Genomic DNA, 20,231 nt, shown 5'->3' with positions numbered 1-20,231 from the left:
AAATACTCAAATCTAATTTTAAGGTTTTTGAATTAAAAATCTAAGCGTTGGTCCATCTTGATCTATCTCTAAAATTTCAAATCCGCGATTTTTCGCATCTTGAGGTATAGAATTAATACTTTGTGGGCAATCACATAAAATTTCTAAGACTTCACCTGATTTTAATTCTTTTAATGCATCAATGGTAGCTATAGCAGGATATGGGCATGCCTCACCTTCTAAATTTAAACTATAATGAATAATCATAATTTTCCTTTGTTGTGTTGGAAGAATAATCTTTTAAATTTTAAAACAAACAAAAATAAAATAGCAAACAAAGCTAAATTGATTAATAAGCCATTAAAATAACTAAAATCATTTAAAAGATGAATTTTTATACCATTTGTTAGTATTTTTGGGAAATGATCATAATTTAAAGCTAAGATCATAGTACCGATGATATTGGCAATACCCACTATAATAAAATGACTTTGTCCCTCGCAAGCTCTATACATCCAACCACACTCGCATCCTCCGGCAAAAACTATTCCAAATCCAAATAAAAAAGCACCTATAGCAAGGTTTGGTGATATTTCTATTACTTTACTAGTATGCCCTTGTAATATAAAAGCAAAAGCTATTAAACAAGCTATGATCATACCTATTAAAGCGCCTTTTATAGCATTGTCTCTACCAAATAAAAATAAATCTCTAAAGCAAGAAGTGAAGCAAATTTGAGCCCTAGAAATGATAAAACCAAAAACAAAACCAAATATTAACGCTAAAGGAAAAAAACTTTCTTTGTTTTTAATATCAATATTTTGTTTTTGTAGTATAAATACAACATAAATTATAAAAATTATAAATACACCAAGTCCTATGTAAAAATATATTTTTGAAATTTTATTTTGTGTTTTTAATTTTTGATTTTCTTTGCAAACGCGTTGTAACTTTGCTTTTGGCTTAAATAAGGCAAGATTGCAAACCTTAACACCTAGATAAATTCCTAAAATCATAAATAAAGTAAAAACCCAAGTATGTAAAGAAAAATAAGGTAAACCTGTAAAGAAATTTGCTAAATTACAACCAAAAGCAAGTCTTGCACCAAAGCCTGATAAAATTCCTCCTATAATAGCTTGAAAAATTCGAATTTTGCTAGCAGGCAAACGCCATTTAAATTTATTTGCTAAAAATGCAGCTACTAAGCATCCTATAAACATACCTATGAGCATGATACCATCAATTCTTGTTAAGGGACTGCCACTTAAATTTTGCTTTTGGTAGTAAGTGTAGGAGCTTAAATCCATACCAAAAAATTCTAAAATTTCTCCACCCCAGCGTGTCATTTCACCTGTAACAGCCCAAACACTGCCAAAAATTCCAAAATAAATAGCACTTAAAATTCCAAGTATAATCATGCCTTTGGAATTATCCCAAAAATTTATAAAAAAAGATTGTTTGAAAGAATGCATTGATATATCCAAAAATTGTAATTGTCAAAACTTGACACTGAAAAACAAACATTATAACTAAAAAATATAATATTTCAAAGTATTTTTACGCGCTTATAATTTCATATGTTTAATTTTTGTTTCAATTAAAAATATTAAGATATAATATCATTTTTGGAAGGTTAGCTTATCTGGTGATGGCCACTGACTTCAAATCAGATGAAAGGGTAGTTGACTACTTTTTGGGGAGTTCGATTCTCTCACCTTCTCGCCAAATTTAAGTCAAAATGGAGTTTTTTTATGAGTAAAGCAGATATTGTCGTTGGTATCCAATGGGGTGATGAAGGTAAGGGTAAGATAGTTGATAAACTATGTGAAAATTATGATTATGTTTGCAGAAGCGCAGGTGGACATAATGCAGGTCACACTATATGGGTTGATGGTATAAGATATGCTTTACATTTAATGCCATCAGGTGTTTTAAATAAGCAATGTATTAATGTTATAGGTAATGGAGTTGTAGTTAATCCTGATGTATTAATTAGTGAAATGGCTCAATTTGAAAATTTAGAAGGAAGATTATTTATAAGCGATAGAGCTCATTTAAATTTAAATCATCATGCTTTGATTGATCAAGCAAGAGAAAGACTTAAAGGCGATAAAGCTATAGGAACAACAGGCAAAGGCATAGGGCCAAGCTATGAAGATAAAATAAGTCGTAATGGACATAGAGTAGGGGAATTGCTAGAGCCTGAAAAACTTTGTGAAAATTTAATGAAAGATTTTGAACTTAAAAAAACTTATTTTGATGTTTTAGGTATTGCAATGCCTAGTTATGATGAAATTTTAAAAGATTTAAAACGCTTTAAAGAAGTGCTAGCGCCATATATTACAGATACTACAAGAATGCTTTGGAAAGCTTTAGATGAGGATAAAAAAGTATTGTTAGAAGGCGCGCAAGGTTCTATGCTTGATATTGATCATGGAACTTATCCTTATGTAACTAGTTCAACGACTATTTCAGCTGGAGCTTTAAGTGGTTTGGGATTAAATCCAAAAGAAATTGGAAAAGTTATAGGCATAGTAAAAGCTTACACAACAAGAGTGGGAAATGGAGCTTTTCCAAGTGAGGATTTAGGTGAAGATGGTGAAAAAATAGGACTTATTGGTAAAGAAATCGGAGTAAGCACAGGTAGAAAAAGAAGATGTGGTTGGTTTGATGCGGTTGCGGTAAGATATACTGCAAGATTAAATGGCTTAGATACTTTATCATTAATGAAACTTGATGTATTAGATGGTTTTGAAAGTGTTAAAATCTGTAAAGCATATGAATATAAAGGACAAGAAATAGACTATGTACCTTGTGATTTAGAAAACGCTAAGCCTATTTATGAAGTAATGGAAGGTTGGGATAAAGTTGCAGGGATTAGAGATTATGATTTGCTACCTGAAAATGCTAAAAAATACATTAAGCGTTTGGAAGAATTAAGTGGCGTTAGAGTAGGTTATATCTCCACAAGTCCTGAAAGAGAAGATACCATCATTTTATGAAAAGCAAATATTCTTCTGTGATTAAGCTTAGAAAACAACAGCTTGATAAAGCAGAGGCAAATTTGACTAGAACAAGACAAAAGCTTTTGTTGTGTGAAGAAGAATTTAAAGAAGCTTTAAAAACATGCGAAAGCTTGACTTTGGCTGATAAAGGTTCGGTGGCTTTGTTAAGATCGTCTTTAAAAATGCAAGAGATTGCAAGAGAGGGTAAGCAAAGAATTAAACAAAAATTAGACCTAACTAAAAAAGAACTTGCACATCATCAACATTTATACAAAAAGGCTCATTTGGAATTTGAAAAAATTAAGGTTTTAGAAAATGAAGAATTAAAAAAAATCCAAAAAGCCTTACAAAAAGAAGAAGAAAAATTTATAGATGAACTTGCTATAACAAGACATTTTAATAAGGATAAATGATGAAAAAAATAATATTTTTATTGATTTTCTTAAATTTTGTAAATGCACAGCAAAATTGCGAGCAGTATTTTGAAGCAAGAAAAGAGCAAATGCAAGAGCAAATTAGAGAATATGATGAAGCAAGACAAAGTTTAGAGGCTTATAGAGCTTCTTTTGAAGCTTTGCAAAAAGAAAAAATGCAAGCTTTGGAGCAAAAAGAAGCTGATGTTAATGCAAGTTTAGAGCAAATAAAAAGTTTAAAAGAGCAAAATGAGCGTATATTAGAAGCGACTAAACAAAATCTTCAAGTTATTAATGATAAAACTATGGGGCGTATCACAGAAATTTATGCTAAAATGAAAGATGTGGCTGTAGCAGGTATATTAAGCGAAATGGAACCGGATGAGGCTTCAAAAATTCTACTTTCGCTAGACCCTAGAAAAATTTCATCCATTATGGCCAAGATGGATCCAAAAAAAGCTTCCGATTTAACACTACTTTTGAAAAATTTAGATCAAAATGCAAGTTCGCAGTAAGTTTTAAGCAGTTTTTACCTTTTTTTTAGTATTATTTCAAAATAAAAATAAAAAGGTGAATAAATGCGTATCAAACCAGCTCATATACCTTATATAGCAAATAAAATAATACTTGATTTAATGCATTCTTCTTTTGTTAAAATTAAAGATGATAGTCAAAAACTTTTAAAAACAGCAAAAGAAATTATAGAAATAGATGTTTTAAATGAGCGTAAACTTGATGAAAAAGCAAAAGAAATTTTAGAAAGCCAAGAAGATGAAATTGAGTTTATGCAAATAGATAGAAAAAGTATGTTTTGGATGATTAAGAAAAAACTAGCAAATGAGTTTAAATTTATGCTTGATAGTGAAGATAGATACAATAATCTTTCTCATAAAATTTTAGAAAATTTAGTGGAAGAAGATTTGATAAACTACAATGTATCAGAAAATCGCGTGAAAAATCTCATTTTTTCAAGTATTATGTCTTATTTAAAAGAGTATGAAAATTTAGAAGATTTAGTCTATGAAAAAATTTCAAATTATAAAAGAAAACTTATTCCAGGTTCTGAAGAATATGAATTGGTATTTGAAAAGCTATATCAAGAAGAGCTTAGAAAAAAGGGACTTTTATGAAAGCATATATTTATATAGAGAATGATGTTTTTTTAAGCGCAAAGGCTTTTGGACAAAGTGGAACTTTTTTTGGAGAGCTTGTTTTTAATACTTCTTTAACAGGCTATCAAGAAATTATTTCTGATCCATCATATGCAGGTCAGTTTGTAGTATTTTCAATGCCAGAAATTGGTATAGTTGGTATTAATGATGAAGATAATGAAAGTAAAGATGTATTTGCTAGCGGAATGATTATAAGAGAATTAAATGAAGATTATTCTAATTTTAGAGCCAATGATTCTTTAAGTGCTTATTTGAAAAAGCATGAAAAAATAGGGCTTTGTGAAATTGATACTAGATTTTTAGTTAAAATGATCAGAGATCAAGGAAATTTGAGAGCGGTAATATCTACTGAAATTAAGGACAAAGAAGAGCTTAAAAAAATGCTTCTTTCTAGTGCTAAAATTGATGAGGTAAATTATGTAGCACAGGTTAGCACTAAAAGCTCTTATAAACATAGTAAAGGTGCTTGGGATCATAGCAACAAAGCTTATGAGAATGTAAAAGCAAATGGTAAAAAAGTAGCTGTGATTGATTATGGTGTAAAAGAAAATATTTTAAATGAGCTTGTAAGTGTTGGACTTGAGGTGGAGGTTTTTCCTTATAATACCAAGGCAAAAGATTTGATTGATTTATATCAAAAAGGTAAAATTCATGGTGTATTTTTATCCAATGGACCAGGTGAGCCAAAAATTTTAAAAGATGAAATCGCAGAGATTAAAAAACTAGCAGAAGCTAAAATTCCTATGCTTGGTATTTGTTTGGGACATCAACTTTTAAGTAATGCTTTTGGTTATGAAACTTATAAAATGAAATTCGGCCAACATGGAGCAAATCATCCTGTTATTAACCTTACTAATAACACAGTAGAAATTACAGCACAAAATCATAATTATAATATTCCTGAAGAAATAGCAGAGGTTGCAACTATTACTCATAGAAATTTGTTTGGTGATAATGTAGAGGGTGTGAGATATAAAAATTATCCTATTATATCGGTGCAACATCACCCAGAAAGTTCTTCAGGACCACATGAGAGCAAGTATATTTTTAAAGAATTTTTAGAGCTTTTGTGAGTTTAGATTTTATTGCTTTAGCAAGTATAGCTTTTCTTTCTAGTTTTGGGCATTGTTATGGAATGTGCGGAGGTTTTGTTTTAGCTTATACTCAGCTTTCAAAGCAAATTAAACTCCCTTTTTTTCTTTTAATTTTCTCATATCATCTATCTCGAATTTTTGCTTATGTTTGCTTGGGTATATTTTTTGGAGTTTTTGGAAGTTTGCTTTCATTTAGTGAATTTTCAAAAGGCATAATGTTTTTTATAATTGGAATTTTTATGATAACATTAGCACTTGCTTTGATTTTTAAAGGAAAATTTCTAAGTTTTTTTGAAAATTCTTTATTTTTTGAATGCGTAATTAAAAAAAACATCTCTAGATTGATTCAACAAAAATCTTTCAAGAGTACTCTTTTTTTAGGATTTTTAAATGGCTTTGTGCCTTGTGGTTTGGTGTATTTTTATATAGCCTTTGGAATGAGTGTGCAAAGTGTGTATTTATCGGCTTTAATTATGCTTGTTTTTGGTTTTTCAACTTTACCAGCATTGATATTTCTTGCGTATTTTTCTAAAACATTAAATGAAAAATTTCAAAAAATAGCTAGTTTAATTTCCTATATTTTAATTTTTTGTTATGGTGTGTATTTTTCTTATATAGGCTTTGTTTTTACGCGATAATTTATTAATAAATAATAAATAATTAGACATAGTTTAAGCTAAAAAAGATATTAAGTATCGTATAATATAAAGATCGCATAATTGCAGAAAAAAACTTAAGGAGAGGAAATGCACCCAGGAAATGCATTAAACTATGACTATACGGTTGCTAAATATTTTATGTTTGCTACCTTATTGTTTGGTGTTATTGGTATGGCTATTGGAACGCTTATTGCCTTTCAGATGGCTTATCCAGATTTAAATTATTTAGCCGGTGAGTATGGTACTTTTTCAAGACTTAGACCATTGCACACTTCAGGTGTAATTTTTGGTTTTATGCTCTCAGGAATTTGGGCTACTTGGTATTATATTGGTCAGCGTGTGCTAAAAGTTAGTATGGCAGAATCAAGCTTTTTAATGTTCATTGGTAAATTGCATTTTTGGCTTTACATGATCACTATGATTATAGCTGTTATTACTTTGTTTGCAGGTGTTAGCACTTCAAAGGAATACGCAGAGCTTGAATGGCCACTTGATATATTGGTAGTTTTAGTTTGGGTTTTATGGGGTGTAAGTATTTTTGGGCTTATTGGAATTCGCCGTGAAAAAACTTTATATGTTTCACTTTGGTATTATATAGCTACTTTCCTAGGTATAGCAATGCTTTATTTATTTAACAATATGGCTGTGCCTACTTATTTTGTGAGTGGAATGGGTGATTGGTGGCATAGTGTTTCTATGTATGCAGGGACAAACGATGCATTAGTTCAATGGTGGTATGGACACAATGCAGTTGCATTTGTATTCACTGTTGGTATTATCGCTCAAATTTATTATTTTCTACCAAAAGAAAGTGGACAACCAATTTTCTCATACAAATTATCTTTATTTGCATTTTGGGGCTTAATGTTTGTTTATTTATGGGCAGGTGGACACCACTTGATTTATTCTACAGTGCCTGATTGGATGCAAACTATGGGTTCAGTTTTTTCAATTGTTCTTATTTTACCTTCTTGGGGTTCAGCAATTAATATCTTACTTACTATGAAAGGTGAGTGGAGTCAATTAAGAGAAAGCCCATTAATCAAATTTATGATTTTAGCTTCAACTTTCTATATGTTCTCAACTTTGGAAGGTCCTATTCTTTCTATTAAATCAGTTAATGCATTAGCACACTTTACAGATTGGATTCCAGGACATGTTCATGATGGTACTTTAGGTTGGGTTGGCTTTATGACTATGGCTGCGCTTTATCACATGGTGCCTAGAATGTTTAAAAGAGAATTATATAGTAAATCGCTAATGGAAGCTCAATTTTGGATCCAAACTACAGGTATAGTATTGTACTTTAGTTCTATGTGGATAGCAGGTATTACTCAGGGTATGATGTGGAGAGCTACAGATGAGTATGGTAACTTACTTTATACTTTCATTGATACCGTTGAAGCTATTATTCCTTATTATTGGATTAGAGCTGTAGGTGGCTTGTTGTACTTAGTAGGATTTTTCATGTTTGTTTATAATATTTATAAATCAATTTCAGTGGGTAGAGTGCTTGATAAAGAGCCAAAAAGTGCTTCACCTATGGCAGCATAAGGAGGAAAAATATGTTTAGTTGGTTAGAAAAAAATCCATTCTTTTTTGCTGTGGCAGTATTTATAGTGATCGCATATGCAGGTATTGTGGAAGTTTTACCTGATTTTGCTCAAAATGCAAGACCAATTGAAGGTAAAAAGCCTTATACGGTTTTACAACTTGCAGGACGCCATGCTTATATTAAAGAAAGTTGCAATGCATGTCATTCACAACTTATTCGTCCTTTTAAATCAGAAACAGATCGTTATGGTATGTATTCAGTTAGCGGTGAATATGCTTATGATAGACCATTTTTATGGGGTTCAAAAAGAACTGGACCTGATTTATTGCGTATAGGTAATTTTAGAACTACAGATTGGCATGAAAATCACATGTGGGATCCAGTTTCAGTTGTTCCTGGTTCTATTATGCCAGCTTACAAACATATGTTTAGCAATAATGCAAATATAGAAACAGCTTATGCAGAGGCACTAACTGTAAAAAAAGTTTTCAATGTTCCTTATGATGTTGAAAATGGTACAAAACTTGGTACTTGGGAAGAAGCTCAAGCAGAAGTTAAAGCAGAAGCCCAAGTTATAGTAGATCAAATGAAAAATCAAGATGTTAAAGATGCGTTTGCTAGAGGTGAAATTAGAGAAATTGTCGCTTTGATTGCGTATCTTAATAGCTTGAAATAGGAAAAATTATGGATTTAGAACTAATAAGAGAGTTGCAAGCTTATGGCTTTTTTGCCCTTGTAGTATTCTTAGTGGTAGTTTTGTATTCTTATTGGTTTCATTTGTATAGATCTGAAAAAACAGGTAGAAGAAACTATGAAAAATATGCTGATTTAGCATTACATGATGAAATTGGCGATCGTGTTTTAGAGCAAAATAAAAGGAGTGCTTAATGCAATGGTTGAACTTACAAGATAATGTTAATTTATTATCTTTTATTGGAGCAATTCTTATCATATTGATTACGCTTGTTGTGGTAGGAAAATTGTTTAAAAGTATGAAAGAAGAAAAAAGTCAGGGTGAGCTAAGTGAACATAGTTGGGATGGTATAGGTGAATATAAAAATCCTATACCACTTGGCTGGGCTGTGGTATTTTTCTTAGCTATAGTATGGTGTATATGGTATTTTCTTTGGGGGTATCCTTTAAATAGTTATTCTCAAATTGGTCAATATAATAAAGAAGTACAAGCGCATAATGAGAAATTTGCACAAAAATTTGCAAATTTAAGCAATGAAGATAAGCAAGAAATGGGTAAAAATATCTTTTTAGTTCAATGCTCTTCTTGTCATGGTATTACAGGTGATGGTATCAATGGAAAAGCTCAAAATCTTAATGTTTGGGGTTCAGAAGAGGGACTTATAGAAGTAATTACTAAAGGTTCTAAGGGCTTAAATTATCCTATGGGTGAGATGTTAAGTGCAGCAGATAATGGTATAGATGAAGCTGATATTCCTGCAATTGCTGCTTATGTTGCTTCTGAAATTTCAGCAATTAAAAAAACTGAAAATCCTCAACTTGTAGCAAAAGGAAAAGAATTATTTGTCACTTGTACAGTATGTCATGGTGAAGATGGAAAAGGAACTATTGATGGTCAATTAGTGGCTCCAGATTTAACAAAATATGGTAGTGCAGAATTTGTAGTAGATGTTTTAAATCGTGGTAAAGCAGGTAGTATAGGTGTAATGCCTCATTTTAACAATGGCTTGTTAAATGAGCTTCAAAAAGAAGCAGTTGGCGAATATGTGATTTCTCTTTCAAGGGGCGAATAATGGAAAATTCAAACAGATGTGTATTTTCACTTTCAGGCGTTAGCGGAATGTTAATAGCAACTATTTTATTATTATCGATTTTAGCAGGATTAACTATTTTGGGTCTAAAAACACAACAAGATGTTATGCAAAAACCTTATAAAATAGAAAATGCAGAACAAATTAAAATGTTTGACTCTAAAAGAGAAGAACATATCATTATAAAGGAATGATTATGGCAAAAGTTCTTGAATATTTAATCATAGCCGGTTTAGTTGTAGCGGCTGGAATCACTGCTTGGTCGGTTTTAACTGCAAATCATCTTTTTATAGGATGAAAAATATATTTAAAGGCGGTTTTTTAGCCGCCATTTTTATTTGTTTTGCTAATTTTTTACATGCTGAAATATTATTAAATGATAATATCTTAAACACTGCGATAGAACAAAATATCACTACAAGTTCTGGACAAATTTATGAATTAACTGGAGTAAATATCGCTTTAGCATTAAGTGATAAAAAAGATTTTGAAAGTTTAAAAAATTATGAAGCTAATTTAAGTAAGCCATATATTTTACTTGTATTTTCTAAAGCTTCACATAAGGTAGATATACTTGCAAGCGATGATGCTTTGGCTTTTTTTGATAAAGAAGGTGTTTTGAGTCCTTATCCTGAAAAAGGAACAATTTTACCTATACTTGCAAATCCTAAACAAAAAGATATTTATAATGCAGCTATTTTAAATGGTTATGCAGATATAGCCGATCAAGTAGCAAATTATTTTAATATAAAACCTTTTTATGGAAATTCAAATCGTGATACTTTAAATATCATGAGAATTTTAATCTATGGATTTTTATGTGTTGCAATTTTAATGCTAGTTCAAAGAAAAATCAAAAGGAGAAAATAAAAATGGAAAATAAGAAAACATTTTGGCCTTATGGTATTTTGATTTCTTTGGGGCTTATTGTTATAGCTTGTATTGTTACGATTTTTATTGCAAGCAAGGCTCCTGTGTATGAAGATAATTTTTATTTTGATTCTTATCAAAATGTAGAGTTAAATTATAATGAAATTCAAAACAGACAAAAGACTTTTGATGAAAATTTTAAGCTAAGCATTAAAGACAAAGAAAGCTTTATGCATAAGAAAAATCAAGTTTATTATATCAATGAAGGGCAAAATGAGCTTAGGATTGCAATTGAAAATTTAAAAGATTATGATTTAAGTAAGCTTCAAATCCAAACTTTACTTTCGCGTCCACATACAAATGTAAATGATGAAAATTTGCAAGTAAGATTAGAAGGAAGTGATTTGGTGTTTGATTTTAATATCAAAGAAAAAGGTGTTTGGCAAATACTTTTAAAAATCACTCAAGATGAAAATAGTGTAGGATTTTTTAAATTCTTTTTGCAGACTAAATAATGAAACTTTTTGTATTTAGCTCACTAAGAGCTTTAAGAAAGTATTATGAGAAAAAACTACAGGTTGATAGTTTAGTAGAGCCGGCTATGAGTATAGCCGAATTTATACAAAAGTTAGTTTTTTCTCCGCATTTTCAAGCAACACACTATGAGTGTTTACTTTTGATGAAAAAGGCTTGTGAGCAAACTAAAAATTTAGAGCAAAGCTTAAAAATACCGAGTAATTTTTTTGCTTTCTTAAAAAATAATGCTTATTTATTTAGTTTCTTTAAAGAGCTTAGTTTAGAAAAAAAAGATATCAACTCATTAAAATTTCATGATGCTTACGCTCAGTATGATGAACATTTGCAAATTTTAGAAGAACTTTTTAAAAATTATCTTACCTTGTTAAAAGAACAAAATCTATATGATGATATTTCTTTGCCGCTAGATTATGAAATTAATAGTGATTTTTTAAAAAATTATGATGAGATTATTTTTGATTTTCAAGGTTTTTTAAATGCCTTTGAAGTAGAGCTTTTGTTAAAAGTTAAGGAAATGCTTCCTCTTAAAGTGCAGTTTAATTGCACTAAATTTAATAAAGATTTTTTAAATACTCTTAGCTTTTTACAAGGACTTTCTCTTAAGGCAAATTATGCTTATTTGTTTGATTTAAATCAAAAAACAATTTTAAAAGAAGAGTGCTTTTTTAAAGAAAGTAAAATTAGTTATAAAAGTTTTCATTTAAGATCTTTGCAAGCTGCTTTTGTTTTTGAAAAAATTAATTCTTTTTTAAAATCCGGTATAAGCGCAAAAGATATTGTAGTGATTACACCTGATGAGAATTTTGTAGATATTTTAAGACTTTATGATAAAAACAATGTTTTAAATTATGCAAGTGGAGAAAGTATTAAAAATACACTTTTTTATCATAGATTAAAGTCTTTGTATGAAAGTGCTAAAGATGATGAGTTTGAGTATGAAGAAAATGAAGAATTTTATGAAAGGTGTAATTTAAACAAACATTTGTGTAATTTACATTTTTTTTCTTCTAGTGTTGATTTTACAGAGTTTAAAAAGCTTTTTGATGAAAATATTTCTTATGATTTTTTTGAGAATTTTATTTTTAATTTGCTAGAAGATAGTGATGAGGAGTTAAAAAATTATATACATCAAGAGCTTATTTTTATCAAAGAGCTTGTAAAAACACACGAGTTAAGCTTTGTGCAAATTTTAGAATTATTTTTCATGCAAATTGATGGTATAAAATTAAGCAGTGTTGGTGGTGGTGAAGTTACTGTAATGGGGCTTTTAGAAAGTAGGGGACTTAGATATGATGGGGTGATTATAGTCGATTTTAATGATGAATTTATCCCAAAAAGAGTTTCAAGTGAGTTATTTTTAAACAATGAAATTCGCAAAAAAGCAGGACTTATCACTCATGCTCAAAGAGAAAATTTACAAAGACATTATTATTACACTTTAATAGCCAAGGCAAAATTAGTTGGAATTTCTTATGTGGAAAATGAAGAAAAAATCAAATCAAGATTTTTAAATGAACTTGAATTTCCACTTTATGAAGACAAGACTTATAGTAATAATGCTTATGTGAAATATTTTCAAACTTATCCATGTGCTTTTAATCTTGAGCCTATTGTAAGCATTAAAGCAAAACATGATTATTTTCAAAATGATCTTTCTTTTTCAAGATTTCATCTTCTTGTGCATTATGGTTTGGATTATTATTATAAATATGTTTTAAGATTAAAAGAGCCAAAGACTTTAGACGATACACTTAGAGCAAATGAGTTGGGGAGTTTTATCCATAAGGCTTTAGAACTTTATTATACGCAAAAATCTAAAAATCATTTTGATTATGAAGTTTTTATGCAAGTGGTAAAAAGCATTAAACAATACCGAGTTGATGCGCTAAATTTAGCTTTAATACAAACTATATTTAAAGAATTCCAAACACTTGAAAATGAGCATTTTAAGCAAGGTTATGTGGTAGAAAAATGTGAATTTAATCCACCAAGAAAAGAATTTATCACAGAAAATGGAGTGAAAATTCACGCCATAGGCTTTTTAGATAGAGTAGATAATAATGGCAATGAAAGATTGATTATAGATTATAAAAGTGGCAAGGCAGATGAAAAGTCTTATCAACTTGCTTTTTATAAGTTTTTATTAGAAAATCAAAATACCCTATTAAATACAAAAGCTTGTTTTTATGATCTTAAAAATATCAAAATCATACATGAAAATGCTAAAAGTAAGAGCGTACAAGAACTGAAAGATTTACTTAATGAGCTTGCTAAAGAGCCTTTGGAAAAAGAATTTTTTAATCAAAAAAACGACAATACTTACAGCCCTTATACCATGCTTTATAAAAAGGAGTTTAAGCTTTGAGTTATCATTTTGAGCCTTTTTTAGCTTTGGAAGCTAGCGCAGGAAGTGGAAAAACTTTTGCATTAAGTGTGCGTTTTGTAGCTTTGGTTTTAATGGGAGCTAAGATTAATGAAATTTTAGCCCTTACTTTTACTAATAAAGCTACAAGTGAAATGAAAGAAAGAGTTTTTAAAACCTTTTTAGAATTTGATGTGCTTGAAAATGGAGAGAATAAAGCAGAATGTAATGAGCTTATGAAAATGCTAGGCAAAAGCAAAAATGAGCTTATAGCTTTAAGAGAAAAATACAAAGATGAGTTTTTAAGATCTAAGCTTAATATCTACACTTTTGACAGCTTTTTTTCACAAATCATTCGTTCTTTTGCTTTAAATTTAGGTCTTATGAGTGATTTTGATATTATAGAAAATCAAGATAGTTATAAAAATTTCATTTCTAAATTAGATGAAGAAGAACTAAGGGCTTTAGCTTATTATATTGTCCAAACAAAAAGTAAAAGTGATTTTTTGCAAAATCTTGAAAGCTTGTATGAAAGATCTTGTGAGATAAATTCTATACAAAATGCACATTTTCCAAATAAAACTTTTTTAGAAAAAAGCTTAAGTGAGTTTATAACTTATGCAAGAAATTTAAGCACAGATAAAAACTATCAAAAAAATTTCGAATTTGAAAACATAGAAGATTTCTTTGCTAAACCTATTATTTGTGATTTAGATAAAAAATATTTTATAAAAGTCATCGATAGTGAATTTTTGCAAAAAAGAGCAGAGTTTTTACAAAGCGCAAAAGAGTATTTTACTCAAATGGAAAATTATCGCATTAGTATGCTTGCAAAGCTTTTGAAGCATTTTAAAGAAGCAAGAAATGAAAACAATGCTAAGCAAAATGCATTGACTTTTTCAGATATAGCTTTAAAAACTTATGAGTTAATTAGCGATGAAACTAATAAAGATTTGATTTATTTTAGGCTTGATGGTTATATTTCTCATTTATTAATCGATGAATTTCAAGATACTAATGTTTTGCAGTATCAAATTTTAAAACCTATTATCGCTGAACTTGTTTCAGGCGAGGGAGTGAAAAAAAACAGAAGCTTTTTTTATGTGGGCGATAAAAAGCAAAGCATATATGGTTTTAGAGGGGGCAAAAAAGAGCTTTTTGATAAGCTTTTAAAAGACTTTCCGCAAATTAAATTAGAGCATTTAGATACTAATTATCGTAGTAAAAAGATCATTGTTGATTATGTAAATGAAGTCTTTAAAGATAAATTTTTTGATAGCTTTTTAAATCCTAGTTTTACTTTGCAAAAAAGCATTAAAGAAGGTGGATATGTGGAAGTTTTACAAAATCATATCCCGCCAAAAAGTTCTTTGCATGAAGCAAGTGGTAAAGAAGTTTTAAAGATCATTCAAAAGCTTTTAGAAAAAGGCGTAAAGCTTAGTGAAATTTGCATTTTGGTATGGATTAACAAAGACGCTACTTTAATGAAAGAATTTCTTGAAGAAAATGACATTAAAGCTTATACGCAAAGCAATGTAGCTTTGATGGATTGTATTAGTGTAAGAGTGCTTTTTGAGTATGCAAAGGCTTGTGTGCTTAAAGATGAGTTTAGTTTGTACTTTGCAAGTAGTATTTTAGAAAAAGAGCTTGAGTTTATCACGCTTGATTTAAACCGCAGTGTAGGTGAGATTTTAAAATACCTAGTACATGTTTTAAAACTTGACTTAAGTGATGTTAATCTCATTGCATATTTAGAGTATGCAAGTGCTTTTGATAATTTTTTTGATTTTTTGTTTGCTCCATGCGAGTTAAAGTCTTTACAAGTTCAAGATGATGGAGTAAGTATTATGACTGTGCATAAATCTAAGGGGCTTGAATTTGAAAATTTAATCGTACTTGATAGACTTAGTAAAAAAGCTCCGGATAATGAAACTTTAATGTTTGAGTATGATTTAGAGCAAGGTTGGGAAGTAAAATACAGACATAGCGCTAGAAAATATCTTGAAGATCAAAATTACAATACCTTTTTAGCTAAAAGAGAAAAACTTCAAGCAGAAGATGAGATAAATTGTCTATATGTAGCGCTTACTAGAGCTAAAAACTCTCTTTTTATTATAAAAAATGATGAGAGTTTTAAAACCTTTAAGAGTTATTTTCAAGACTATGAAGAAAAACAAATAGGTATTATAGAAGAACAGCTTGTCAAAACAAATGAGCCTTTAGAAAATTTAGAACAAATAGAAAGCTTTGAAGAATTTCAAAAGGTAAATTTGCAAGAAGTCAAAGTAAAAAGTCATCTTTCAAGCACGCAAATACATTTTGGTTTGGCTTTGCATGAGTTTTTGCAATATTTTGATTTTAACACTAAAAGCAATTTTGAATTTTGCAAGCAAATGGTGTATAAAAAATATCGTTTTTACTTAGATGATGAAAGTTTTAATGAGCTTTTTAAAAGACTTACTATGCTTTTAAAAGATGAGAGCTTTAACGCGCTTTTAGCGGGTAAAAAGCTACTAAAAGAGCAAATCATCACTTATAAAGGTGAGCAAAAACAGCTTGATATGCTTGCATTTGATGATAATGAAGCTATCATTATAGACTATAAAACGGGTTTAAATTTAAACGAGCATAAAAAGCAAGTTTTACTTTACAAAGAAGCCATAGAAAAAATCTTAGCCAAGACTTCCACTAAGGCTTTTTTGGTATATGTTTTAAAGGATAAAGTGGAAATAGTGGAGGTTTAATAATAATCTATATCATCAAATATAGGTTCTACTATAAAATTTCCATTTTTATCTATAAGTCCCCATTTTTCATTTAACTTGACTTTTGCAATTCCTTGGTTGAAACTATAAACTTTATCAAAAATAGGTTTTATTGCAAATTTTCCATTTTTATCTATAAAGCCATATTTTCCATTTAGTCTAACACTTGCCAAATCTTCTTTAAAATCCCAAGCCCAATCAAAATTAGCTTCTATTGCAAATTTTCCATTTTTATCTATAAAACCCCATTTTCCGTTTAAATTAACACTTGCTAGATTTTCCTTAAAATTAGAAATATTGTCAAATATAGGATTTATTATTATCTCCCCGTTTTTATTAGCAAATCCCCACTTTTCGTTTAAATTAATACCTGCAATATTTTCACTAAAACCAAGAGTATAATCAAAAATAGGATCTAATATAAATTTTCCACTTTTATCTATAAAACCCCATTTGTTATTTAGTTTAACCTCTGCTAGATTTTTTTTAAAATTTCTAACTTCATCAAATATAGGTTTTATTATAAATTTTCCATTTTTATCTATAAAACCCCATTTTCCATTTAATTTAGCACCTGCTAGATTTTCATTAAAATCGAGAGTGTAATCAAAAATAGGCTTTATGGCTATATTTCCATTCTTGTTTATAAATCCCCATTTTTCCTTTAATCTAATACTTGCAAAATTTTCTTTAAAATTCCAAGCATAATTAAATATAGGTTCTGTAATAAATTTTCCGCTTTCATTGATAAAACCCCATTTTCCGTTTAAATTAACACTTGCTAGATTTTCCTTAAAATTAGAAACATTATCAAATATAGGATTTATTATTATTTCCCCGTTTTTATCTATAAATCCCCATTTTCCATTTAATTTAGCTTGTATGGGCTTTTTATATTTAAGAGGATAGGAATCTAAGCACGCCTTAATATCCCCACTGTTGCACTTTTCTTTTAAAATTTCATATTTGTTATTTTGTTTGTTTGGGTTAGTTGTATGAATTTCACTTTTATTTGTATTATAATAAATATTAAAACCAAAAGCTAAAATAGGTAGTACAAAAGCAATAGCAAATTTTATTTTATGTTTAGCAAATAAATTTAACATTATTTCGCCTTATAAAGTATTTTATATTACAATTGTAATATAAACTATTTAAGAATAAGTTACAATATAAAAAAGATATCATTTAAACTTTAAGTATTCTTAAATTAAGTATTAATTAAGCTAAAATAATTATAATCTCATTTTTAAAAAATTTTTGGCAAAGGTAAGATGATGACAAAGATAACAAAGCCAAACGAAGTAAAACGCGAATGGATCGTTTTAGACGCTGAAGGAAAGCGTTTTGGTCGTCTTTTAACAGAAGTAGCGACTATTTTAAGAGGTAAAAATAAACCTTGCTATACTCCAAATGTTGATTGTGGAGATTATGTAATCATTATCAATGCTTCTAAAGCAGTTTTCACAGGTGCAAATAAAGCAGAAGATAAACTATATCACAGACATTCAGGGTATTTTGGAAGCGTAAAAAGTGAAAAATTTGGTGATTTATTAGAAAAAAATCCAGTTAAATTATATAAATTAGCAGTTCGTGGTATGCTACCTAAAACAAACCTAGGTAGAGCTATGCTTAAAAAATTAAAAATTTATGCAGGTAGCGAACATCCTCATACTGCTCAAATTGCTAATAAAGGAAAATAATCATGGCAACAACATACGCAACAGGTAAAAGAAAAACCGCTGTAGCTAAAGTTTGGGTAAAAGCTGGTAGTGGTAAAATCATCGTTAATGGTATGGATTTAAACACTTGGCTTGGCGGACATGAAGCTATAAAATTAAAAGTAGTTCAGCCTTTATTAGTAACTAAGCAAGAAACTTCTATGGACATTAAAGCAACAACTTTAGGCGGTGGTTACAGTGCTCAAGCTGAAGCTTTAAGACATGGTATTTCAAGAGCTTTAGCTGCTATGGATGCAGATTTTAGAGCATTATTAAAACCAAAAGGACTTCTTACTAGAGATAGCAGAACTGTTGAACGTAAAAAATACGGTCGCAGAAAAGCAAGAAGAAGCCCACAATTCTCTAAACGCTAATATTTTTTGGATCCATTTTGGATCCATTTTCTCTATTTTTTTAAAAAAATCATATTTTTTTCATATATTTTTATTTTATTTAAAATCAAAGGATTTTTTGTTTAGAATAAATATTTATAATTCCAAGGTCCGATCAGGGAAACCTCCTTTTTGTAGTAAATTTAAGCCCCTTACCCAAAGGGGCTTATTTTATTTTAATCTTCTTTTTTATATAATCGCTCAATTTATTTTATAAGGATTGTTATGAAAAAAATTATAAGCTTAGTTAGTTTAGCTAGTGTTTTATTTGCTTTTGATACTAGCAAAATAGAAATAACCCCGACCTTTAACTATACAACACCAGAAGGAAATTTAGATCTTAAAAATTATGGTGGAGTTGGCTTAAGATTTGGCTATCACTATGATGATTTATGGATAGATCAAGCTGAACTTGGTTTAGAGTATTATGATAATGCAAAATATAATAATCCAAATGATAATACACATATAGATACTAGTGTTTCGAGATTTTATGTGAATGCTATTAAAGGAATTGATTTAGCTAATCATGTGTATTTATATGGATTATTAGGAACAGGTTATGAGTATTTAAGTCACGGGGCTTATGAAAATAAAAGTGGCATGTTTGCTCAATATGGTGCGGGTTTTAAATTCGCGCTTGGAGAAGATTTAGCTTTAAGACTTGAAGCAAGAGATCAAATTAAATTCAACAATGGCGAACATAATTTAATTTCTAGTGTTGGCTTAAGTTTTTATTTTGGCAATAAAGCTCCAAAAACCCCTAATGTTGAAACTAAGCAAATTGAAGAAAAGCCACAAGTAAAACAAATCGATAAAACATGTTCAGAGCCAAGAAAAGGTGCTTTGCTTGATCATATAGGTTGTGAAAAAACAATAGCCCTTGAGGGGCATTTTGGTTTTGATCAGACTAATATAAATCCAGAATTTGCTCAAAAAATTCAAGAAGTAGGTAAGATCTTAGAAGAAAATCCTCAATACTATACTGTTTTAGAAGGCCATACAGATAGTACAGGTCCTAAGGCTTATAATCAAAAATTATCATTAGAGCGTGCTAATGCCGTAGCGAAGGAACTTGAAAAAACAGGTGTTGCTAAAGAAAAAATTGTAACTAAAGGCTATGGTTTTGAAAAGCCAAAAGCAAGCAATGATACCAAAGAAGGTCGTGCGCAAAATAGACGCGTTGAAGCAAAATTTTTTATTAAAGAATAAACTTTGCTAAAAAAGACAATTTTATTTGATTTAGATGGCACTTTGATAGATTCTACAAGTGCCATTTTAGATGGATTTGATGCTGCTTTTAAAGCTTTTAATGAGCCTTTAAGAGATCATGAAGCTATTAAGGCTTTGATAGGTTTTCCTTTGGATGTAGCTTTTGAAAAGCTTGGTGTGGCAAAAGAGAAAACAAGTGAATATGTTAATGCTTATAGAAAAGTATATCAAAAAATCTATATAGAACAAACTTCTTTACTTCCTTTGGCAAAAGAAAGTGTATATGAGGCTAGTTTATTTGCTGATTTAGCTGTTGTTACGACTAAAAGTTCTAAATTTTCTAAACCTTTACTTGATCATTTAGGTATAGGAGAGCATTTTAAAGTTATTATAGGTAGAGACGATGTAACTTGTCCAAAGCCAGATGCTGAGCCTATTTTATTAGCTTTGAAGAAACTTTCTAAAAACAAAGAAAATGCTTTTATGGTAGGTGATACTCATTTAGATATAAAAGCTGCTCAAAATGCCAATATTATTCCTGTGGCTGTAAGTAGTGGTTATGAAAGTAAAGAAAGTTTAGCTAAATTTGAAATTCCGCTTTTTAAAAATACCTATGAAGCCATAAAATATATAAGAAATATCCGATAATTTCCCATTTAAACTCTATACCTATAAATAATAAAAAATTTTTATTATTGTTTAAGATAATTA

General features: G+C 29.5%; 22 protein-coding genes and 1 tRNA gene. 20 read left to right on the top strand and 3 right to left on the bottom strand.

From position 1 onward, the window contains the following. Window positions 1–18: 18 nt before the first annotated feature. Window positions 19–246: a sulfurtransferase-like selenium metabolism protein YedF gene (yedF, locus tag E2O22_RS04400; RefSeq protein WP_133319404.1), complete on the bottom strand. Its 228-nt coding sequence runs from the start codon at window positions 244–246 to the stop codon at window positions 19–21. Beyond that, a complete protein-coding gene (gene yedE / locus E2O22_RS04395; protein ID WP_133319403.1) occupies window positions 243–1,451 on the bottom strand; it encodes a selenium metabolism membrane protein YedE/FdhT in 1,209 nt (402 codons plus the stop codon). The genes yedF and yedE overlap by 4 nt, the downstream gene beginning before the upstream one ends. A 155-nt stretch (window positions 1,452–1,606) precedes the next feature. On the opposite strand from yedE, the gene E2O22_RS04390 reads away from it, so the two are divergent. The 16 genes from E2O22_RS04390 to E2O22_RS04310 all read left to right on the top strand — a co-directional run bounded on the left by E2O22_RS04390 (window position 1,607) and on the right by E2O22_RS04310 (window position 16,174). Continuing rightward, a tRNA-Sec gene (locus E2O22_RS04390) sits at window positions 1,607–1,704 on the top strand. A gap of 26 nt (window positions 1,705–1,730) precedes the next feature. After that, window positions 1,731–2,981 (top strand): adenylosuccinate synthase, encoded by a 1,251-nt coding sequence (locus E2O22_RS04385; protein ID WP_133319402.1) that lies wholly within the window; start codon window positions 1,731–1,733, stop codon window positions 2,979–2,981. After that, a complete protein-coding gene (locus E2O22_RS04380; RefSeq protein ID WP_133319401.1) occupies window positions 2,978–3,397 on the top strand; it encodes a flagellar FliJ family protein in 420 nt (139 codons plus the stop codon). The genes E2O22_RS04385 and E2O22_RS04380 overlap by 4 nt, the downstream gene beginning before the upstream one ends. Then, window positions 3,394–3,912, top strand: coding sequence for a MotE family protein (locus E2O22_RS04375; RefSeq protein ID WP_165955271.1), 519 nt, complete (start codon window positions 3,394–3,396; stop codon window positions 3,910–3,912). Before E2O22_RS04380 ends, E2O22_RS04375 begins: the two co-directional genes overlap by 4 nt. 63 nt (window positions 3,913–3,975) lie before the next feature. Then, window positions 3,976–4,527, top strand: coding sequence for a DUF507 family protein (locus E2O22_RS04370; protein ID WP_133319399.1), 552 nt, complete (start codon window positions 3,976–3,978; stop codon window positions 4,525–4,527). Next, window positions 4,524–5,642, top strand: coding sequence for a glutamine-hydrolyzing carbamoyl-phosphate synthase small subunit (carA, locus tag E2O22_RS04365; protein ID WP_133319398.1), 1,119 nt, complete (start codon window positions 4,524–4,526; stop codon window positions 5,640–5,642). Before E2O22_RS04370 ends, carA begins: the two co-directional genes overlap by 4 nt. Further along, the gene (locus E2O22_RS04360; RefSeq protein WP_133319397.1) at window positions 5,639–6,301 is read left to right on the top strand and encodes a sulfite exporter TauE/SafE family protein; all 663 of its coding nucleotides are present in this window, start codon (window positions 5,639–5,641) and stop codon (window positions 6,299–6,301) included. The genes carA and E2O22_RS04360 overlap by 4 nt, the downstream gene beginning before the upstream one ends. A gap of 108 nt (window positions 6,302–6,409) precedes the next feature. Continuing rightward, the gene (ccoN, locus tag E2O22_RS04355; RefSeq protein WP_039617631.1) at window positions 6,410–7,876 is read left to right on the top strand and encodes a cytochrome-c oxidase, cbb3-type subunit I; all 1,467 of its coding nucleotides are present in this window, start codon (window positions 6,410–6,412) and stop codon (window positions 7,874–7,876) included. Window positions 7,877–7,887: 11 nt separating this feature from the next. Continuing rightward, window positions 7,888–8,553 (top strand): cytochrome-c oxidase, cbb3-type subunit II, encoded by a 666-nt coding sequence (gene ccoO / locus E2O22_RS04350; RefSeq protein ID WP_133319396.1) that lies wholly within the window; start codon window positions 7,888–7,890, stop codon window positions 8,551–8,553. Between the two features lie 8 nt (window positions 8,554–8,561). Next, window positions 8,562–8,765, top strand: coding sequence for a cytochrome c oxidase, cbb3-type, CcoQ subunit (locus E2O22_RS04345; protein ID WP_133319395.1), 204 nt, complete (start codon window positions 8,562–8,564; stop codon window positions 8,763–8,765). After that, on the top strand, window positions 8,765–9,643 hold the full coding sequence (ccoP, locus tag E2O22_RS04340) for a cytochrome-c oxidase, cbb3-type subunit III (protein WP_133319394.1): 879 nt from the start codon (window positions 8,765–8,767) through the stop codon (window positions 9,641–9,643). The genes E2O22_RS04345 and ccoP overlap by 1 nt, the downstream gene beginning before the upstream one ends. Beyond that, a complete protein-coding gene (locus E2O22_RS04335) occupies window positions 9,643–9,855 on the top strand; it encodes a DUF4006 family protein (RefSeq protein WP_133319393.1) in 213 nt (70 codons plus the stop codon). Before ccoP ends, E2O22_RS04335 begins: the two co-directional genes overlap by 1 nt. 100 nt (window positions 9,856–9,955) lie before the next feature. Then, window positions 9,956–10,531: a hypothetical protein gene (locus E2O22_RS04325; protein ID WP_133319391.1), complete on the top strand. Its 576-nt coding sequence runs from the start codon at window positions 9,956–9,958 to the stop codon at window positions 10,529–10,531. Window positions 10,532–10,533: 2 nt separating this feature from the next. Beyond that, window positions 10,534–11,046: a FixH family protein gene (locus E2O22_RS04320; RefSeq protein ID WP_165955270.1), complete on the top strand. Its 513-nt coding sequence runs from the start codon at window positions 10,534–10,536 to the stop codon at window positions 11,044–11,046. After that, on the top strand, window positions 11,046–13,433 hold the full coding sequence (locus tag E2O22_RS04315) for a PD-(D/E)XK nuclease family protein (protein WP_133319389.1): 2,388 nt from the start codon (window positions 11,046–11,048) through the stop codon (window positions 13,431–13,433). Before E2O22_RS04320 ends, E2O22_RS04315 begins: the two co-directional genes overlap by 1 nt. After that, window positions 13,430–16,174 carry a RecB-like helicase gene (locus E2O22_RS04310; RefSeq protein WP_133319388.1) on the top strand — a complete coding sequence of 915 codons (2,745 nt, stop codon included), beginning with the start codon at window positions 13,430–13,432 and terminating at the stop codon, window positions 16,172–16,174. The genes E2O22_RS04315 and E2O22_RS04310 overlap by 4 nt, the downstream gene beginning before the upstream one ends. Here the strand turns inward: E2O22_RS04310 and E2O22_RS04305 are convergent. Continuing rightward, the gene (locus tag E2O22_RS04305) at window positions 16,171–17,301 is read right to left on the bottom strand and encodes a WG repeat-containing protein (protein WP_133319387.1); all 1,131 of its coding nucleotides are present in this window, start codon (window positions 17,299–17,301) and stop codon (window positions 16,171–16,173) included. The genes E2O22_RS04310 and E2O22_RS04305 overlap by 4 nt on opposite strands. A 171-nt stretch (window positions 17,302–17,472) precedes the next feature. Between E2O22_RS04305 and rplM the strand changes: the two genes are divergently transcribed. The 4 genes from rplM to E2O22_RS04285 all read left to right on the top strand — a co-directional run bounded on the left by rplM (window position 17,473) and on the right by E2O22_RS04285 (window position 20,168). After that, complete coding sequence (gene rplM / locus E2O22_RS04300) at window positions 17,473–17,898, top strand: 50S ribosomal protein L13 (RefSeq protein ID WP_039617653.1); 426 nt, start codon at window positions 17,473–17,475, stop codon at window positions 17,896–17,898. Between the two features lie 2 nt (window positions 17,899–17,900). Further along, window positions 17,901–18,290, top strand: coding sequence for a 30S ribosomal protein S9 (rpsI, locus tag E2O22_RS04295; protein ID WP_039617655.1), 390 nt, complete (start codon window positions 17,901–17,903; stop codon window positions 18,288–18,290). A gap of 243 nt (window positions 18,291–18,533) precedes the next feature. Further along, entirely contained in the window at window positions 18,534–19,520 is a 987-nt protein-coding gene (locus tag E2O22_RS04290; protein WP_133319386.1) for an OmpA family protein, read from the top strand. Window positions 19,521–19,523: 3 nt separating this feature from the next. Continuing rightward, window positions 19,524–20,168 (top strand): HAD family hydrolase, encoded by a 645-nt coding sequence (locus E2O22_RS04285; protein WP_133319385.1) that lies wholly within the window; start codon window positions 19,524–19,526, stop codon window positions 20,166–20,168. The last annotated feature ends 63 nt before the right edge of the window (window positions 20,169–20,231 follow it).

Source organism: Campylobacter lari (genome assembly GCF_004357905.1).
Taxonomy (GTDB): Bacteria; Campylobacterota; Campylobacteria; order Campylobacterales; family Campylobacteraceae; genus Campylobacter_D; species Campylobacter_D lari_D.
This window is presented reverse-complemented; position numbering and strand designations above follow the sequence as displayed.

Coding starts and splice junctions, on each gene's coding strand:
- E2O22_RS04380 (WP_133319401.1), top strand. CDS start 2,978: ATGAAAAGCAAATATTCTTCTGTGATTAAGCTTAGAAAACAACAGCTT.
- yedF (WP_133319404.1), bottom strand. CDS start 246: ATGATTATTCATTATAGTTTAAATTTAGAAGGTGAGGCATGCCCATAT.
- E2O22_RS04375 (WP_165955271.1), top strand. CDS start 3,394: ATGATGAAAAAAATAATATTTTTATTGATTTTCTTAAATTTTGTAAAT.
- rpsI (WP_039617655.1), top strand. CDS start 17,901: ATGGCAACAACATACGCAACAGGTAAAAGAAAAACCGCTGTAGCTAAA.
- yedE (WP_133319403.1), bottom strand. CDS start 1,451: ATGCATTCTTTCAAACAATCTTTTTTTATAAATTTTTGGGATAATTCC.
- E2O22_RS04305 (WP_133319387.1), bottom strand. CDS start 17,301: ATGTTAAATTTATTTGCTAAACATAAAATAAAATTTGCTATTGCTTTT.
- ccoO (WP_133319396.1), top strand. CDS start 7,888: ATGTTTAGTTGGTTAGAAAAAAATCCATTCTTTTTTGCTGTGGCAGTA.
- rplM (WP_039617653.1), top strand. CDS start 17,473: ATGACAAAGATAACAAAGCCAAACGAAGTAAAACGCGAATGGATCGTT.
- E2O22_RS04325 (WP_133319391.1), top strand. CDS start 9,956: ATGAAAAATATATTTAAAGGCGGTTTTTTAGCCGCCATTTTTATTTGT.
- E2O22_RS04315 (WP_133319389.1), top strand. CDS start 11,046: ATGAAACTTTTTGTATTTAGCTCACTAAGAGCTTTAAGAAAGTATTAT.
- ccoN (WP_039617631.1), top strand. CDS start 6,410: ATGCACCCAGGAAATGCATTAAACTATGACTATACGGTTGCTAAATAT.
- carA (WP_133319398.1), top strand. CDS start 4,524: ATGAAAGCATATATTTATATAGAGAATGATGTTTTTTTAAGCGCAAAG.
- E2O22_RS04370 (WP_133319399.1), top strand. CDS start 3,976: ATGCGTATCAAACCAGCTCATATACCTTATATAGCAAATAAAATAATA.
- E2O22_RS04345 (WP_133319395.1), top strand. CDS start 8,562: ATGGATTTAGAACTAATAAGAGAGTTGCAAGCTTATGGCTTTTTTGCC.
- E2O22_RS04335 (WP_133319393.1), top strand. CDS start 9,643: ATGGAAAATTCAAACAGATGTGTATTTTCACTTTCAGGCGTTAGCGGA.
- ccoP (WP_133319394.1), top strand. CDS start 8,765: ATGCAATGGTTGAACTTACAAGATAATGTTAATTTATTATCTTTTATT.
- E2O22_RS04290 (WP_133319386.1), top strand. CDS start 18,534: ATGAAAAAAATTATAAGCTTAGTTAGTTTAGCTAGTGTTTTATTTGCT.
- E2O22_RS04320 (WP_165955270.1), top strand. CDS start 10,534: ATGGAAAATAAGAAAACATTTTGGCCTTATGGTATTTTGATTTCTTTG.
- E2O22_RS04385 (WP_133319402.1), top strand. CDS start 1,731: ATGAGTAAAGCAGATATTGTCGTTGGTATCCAATGGGGTGATGAAGGT.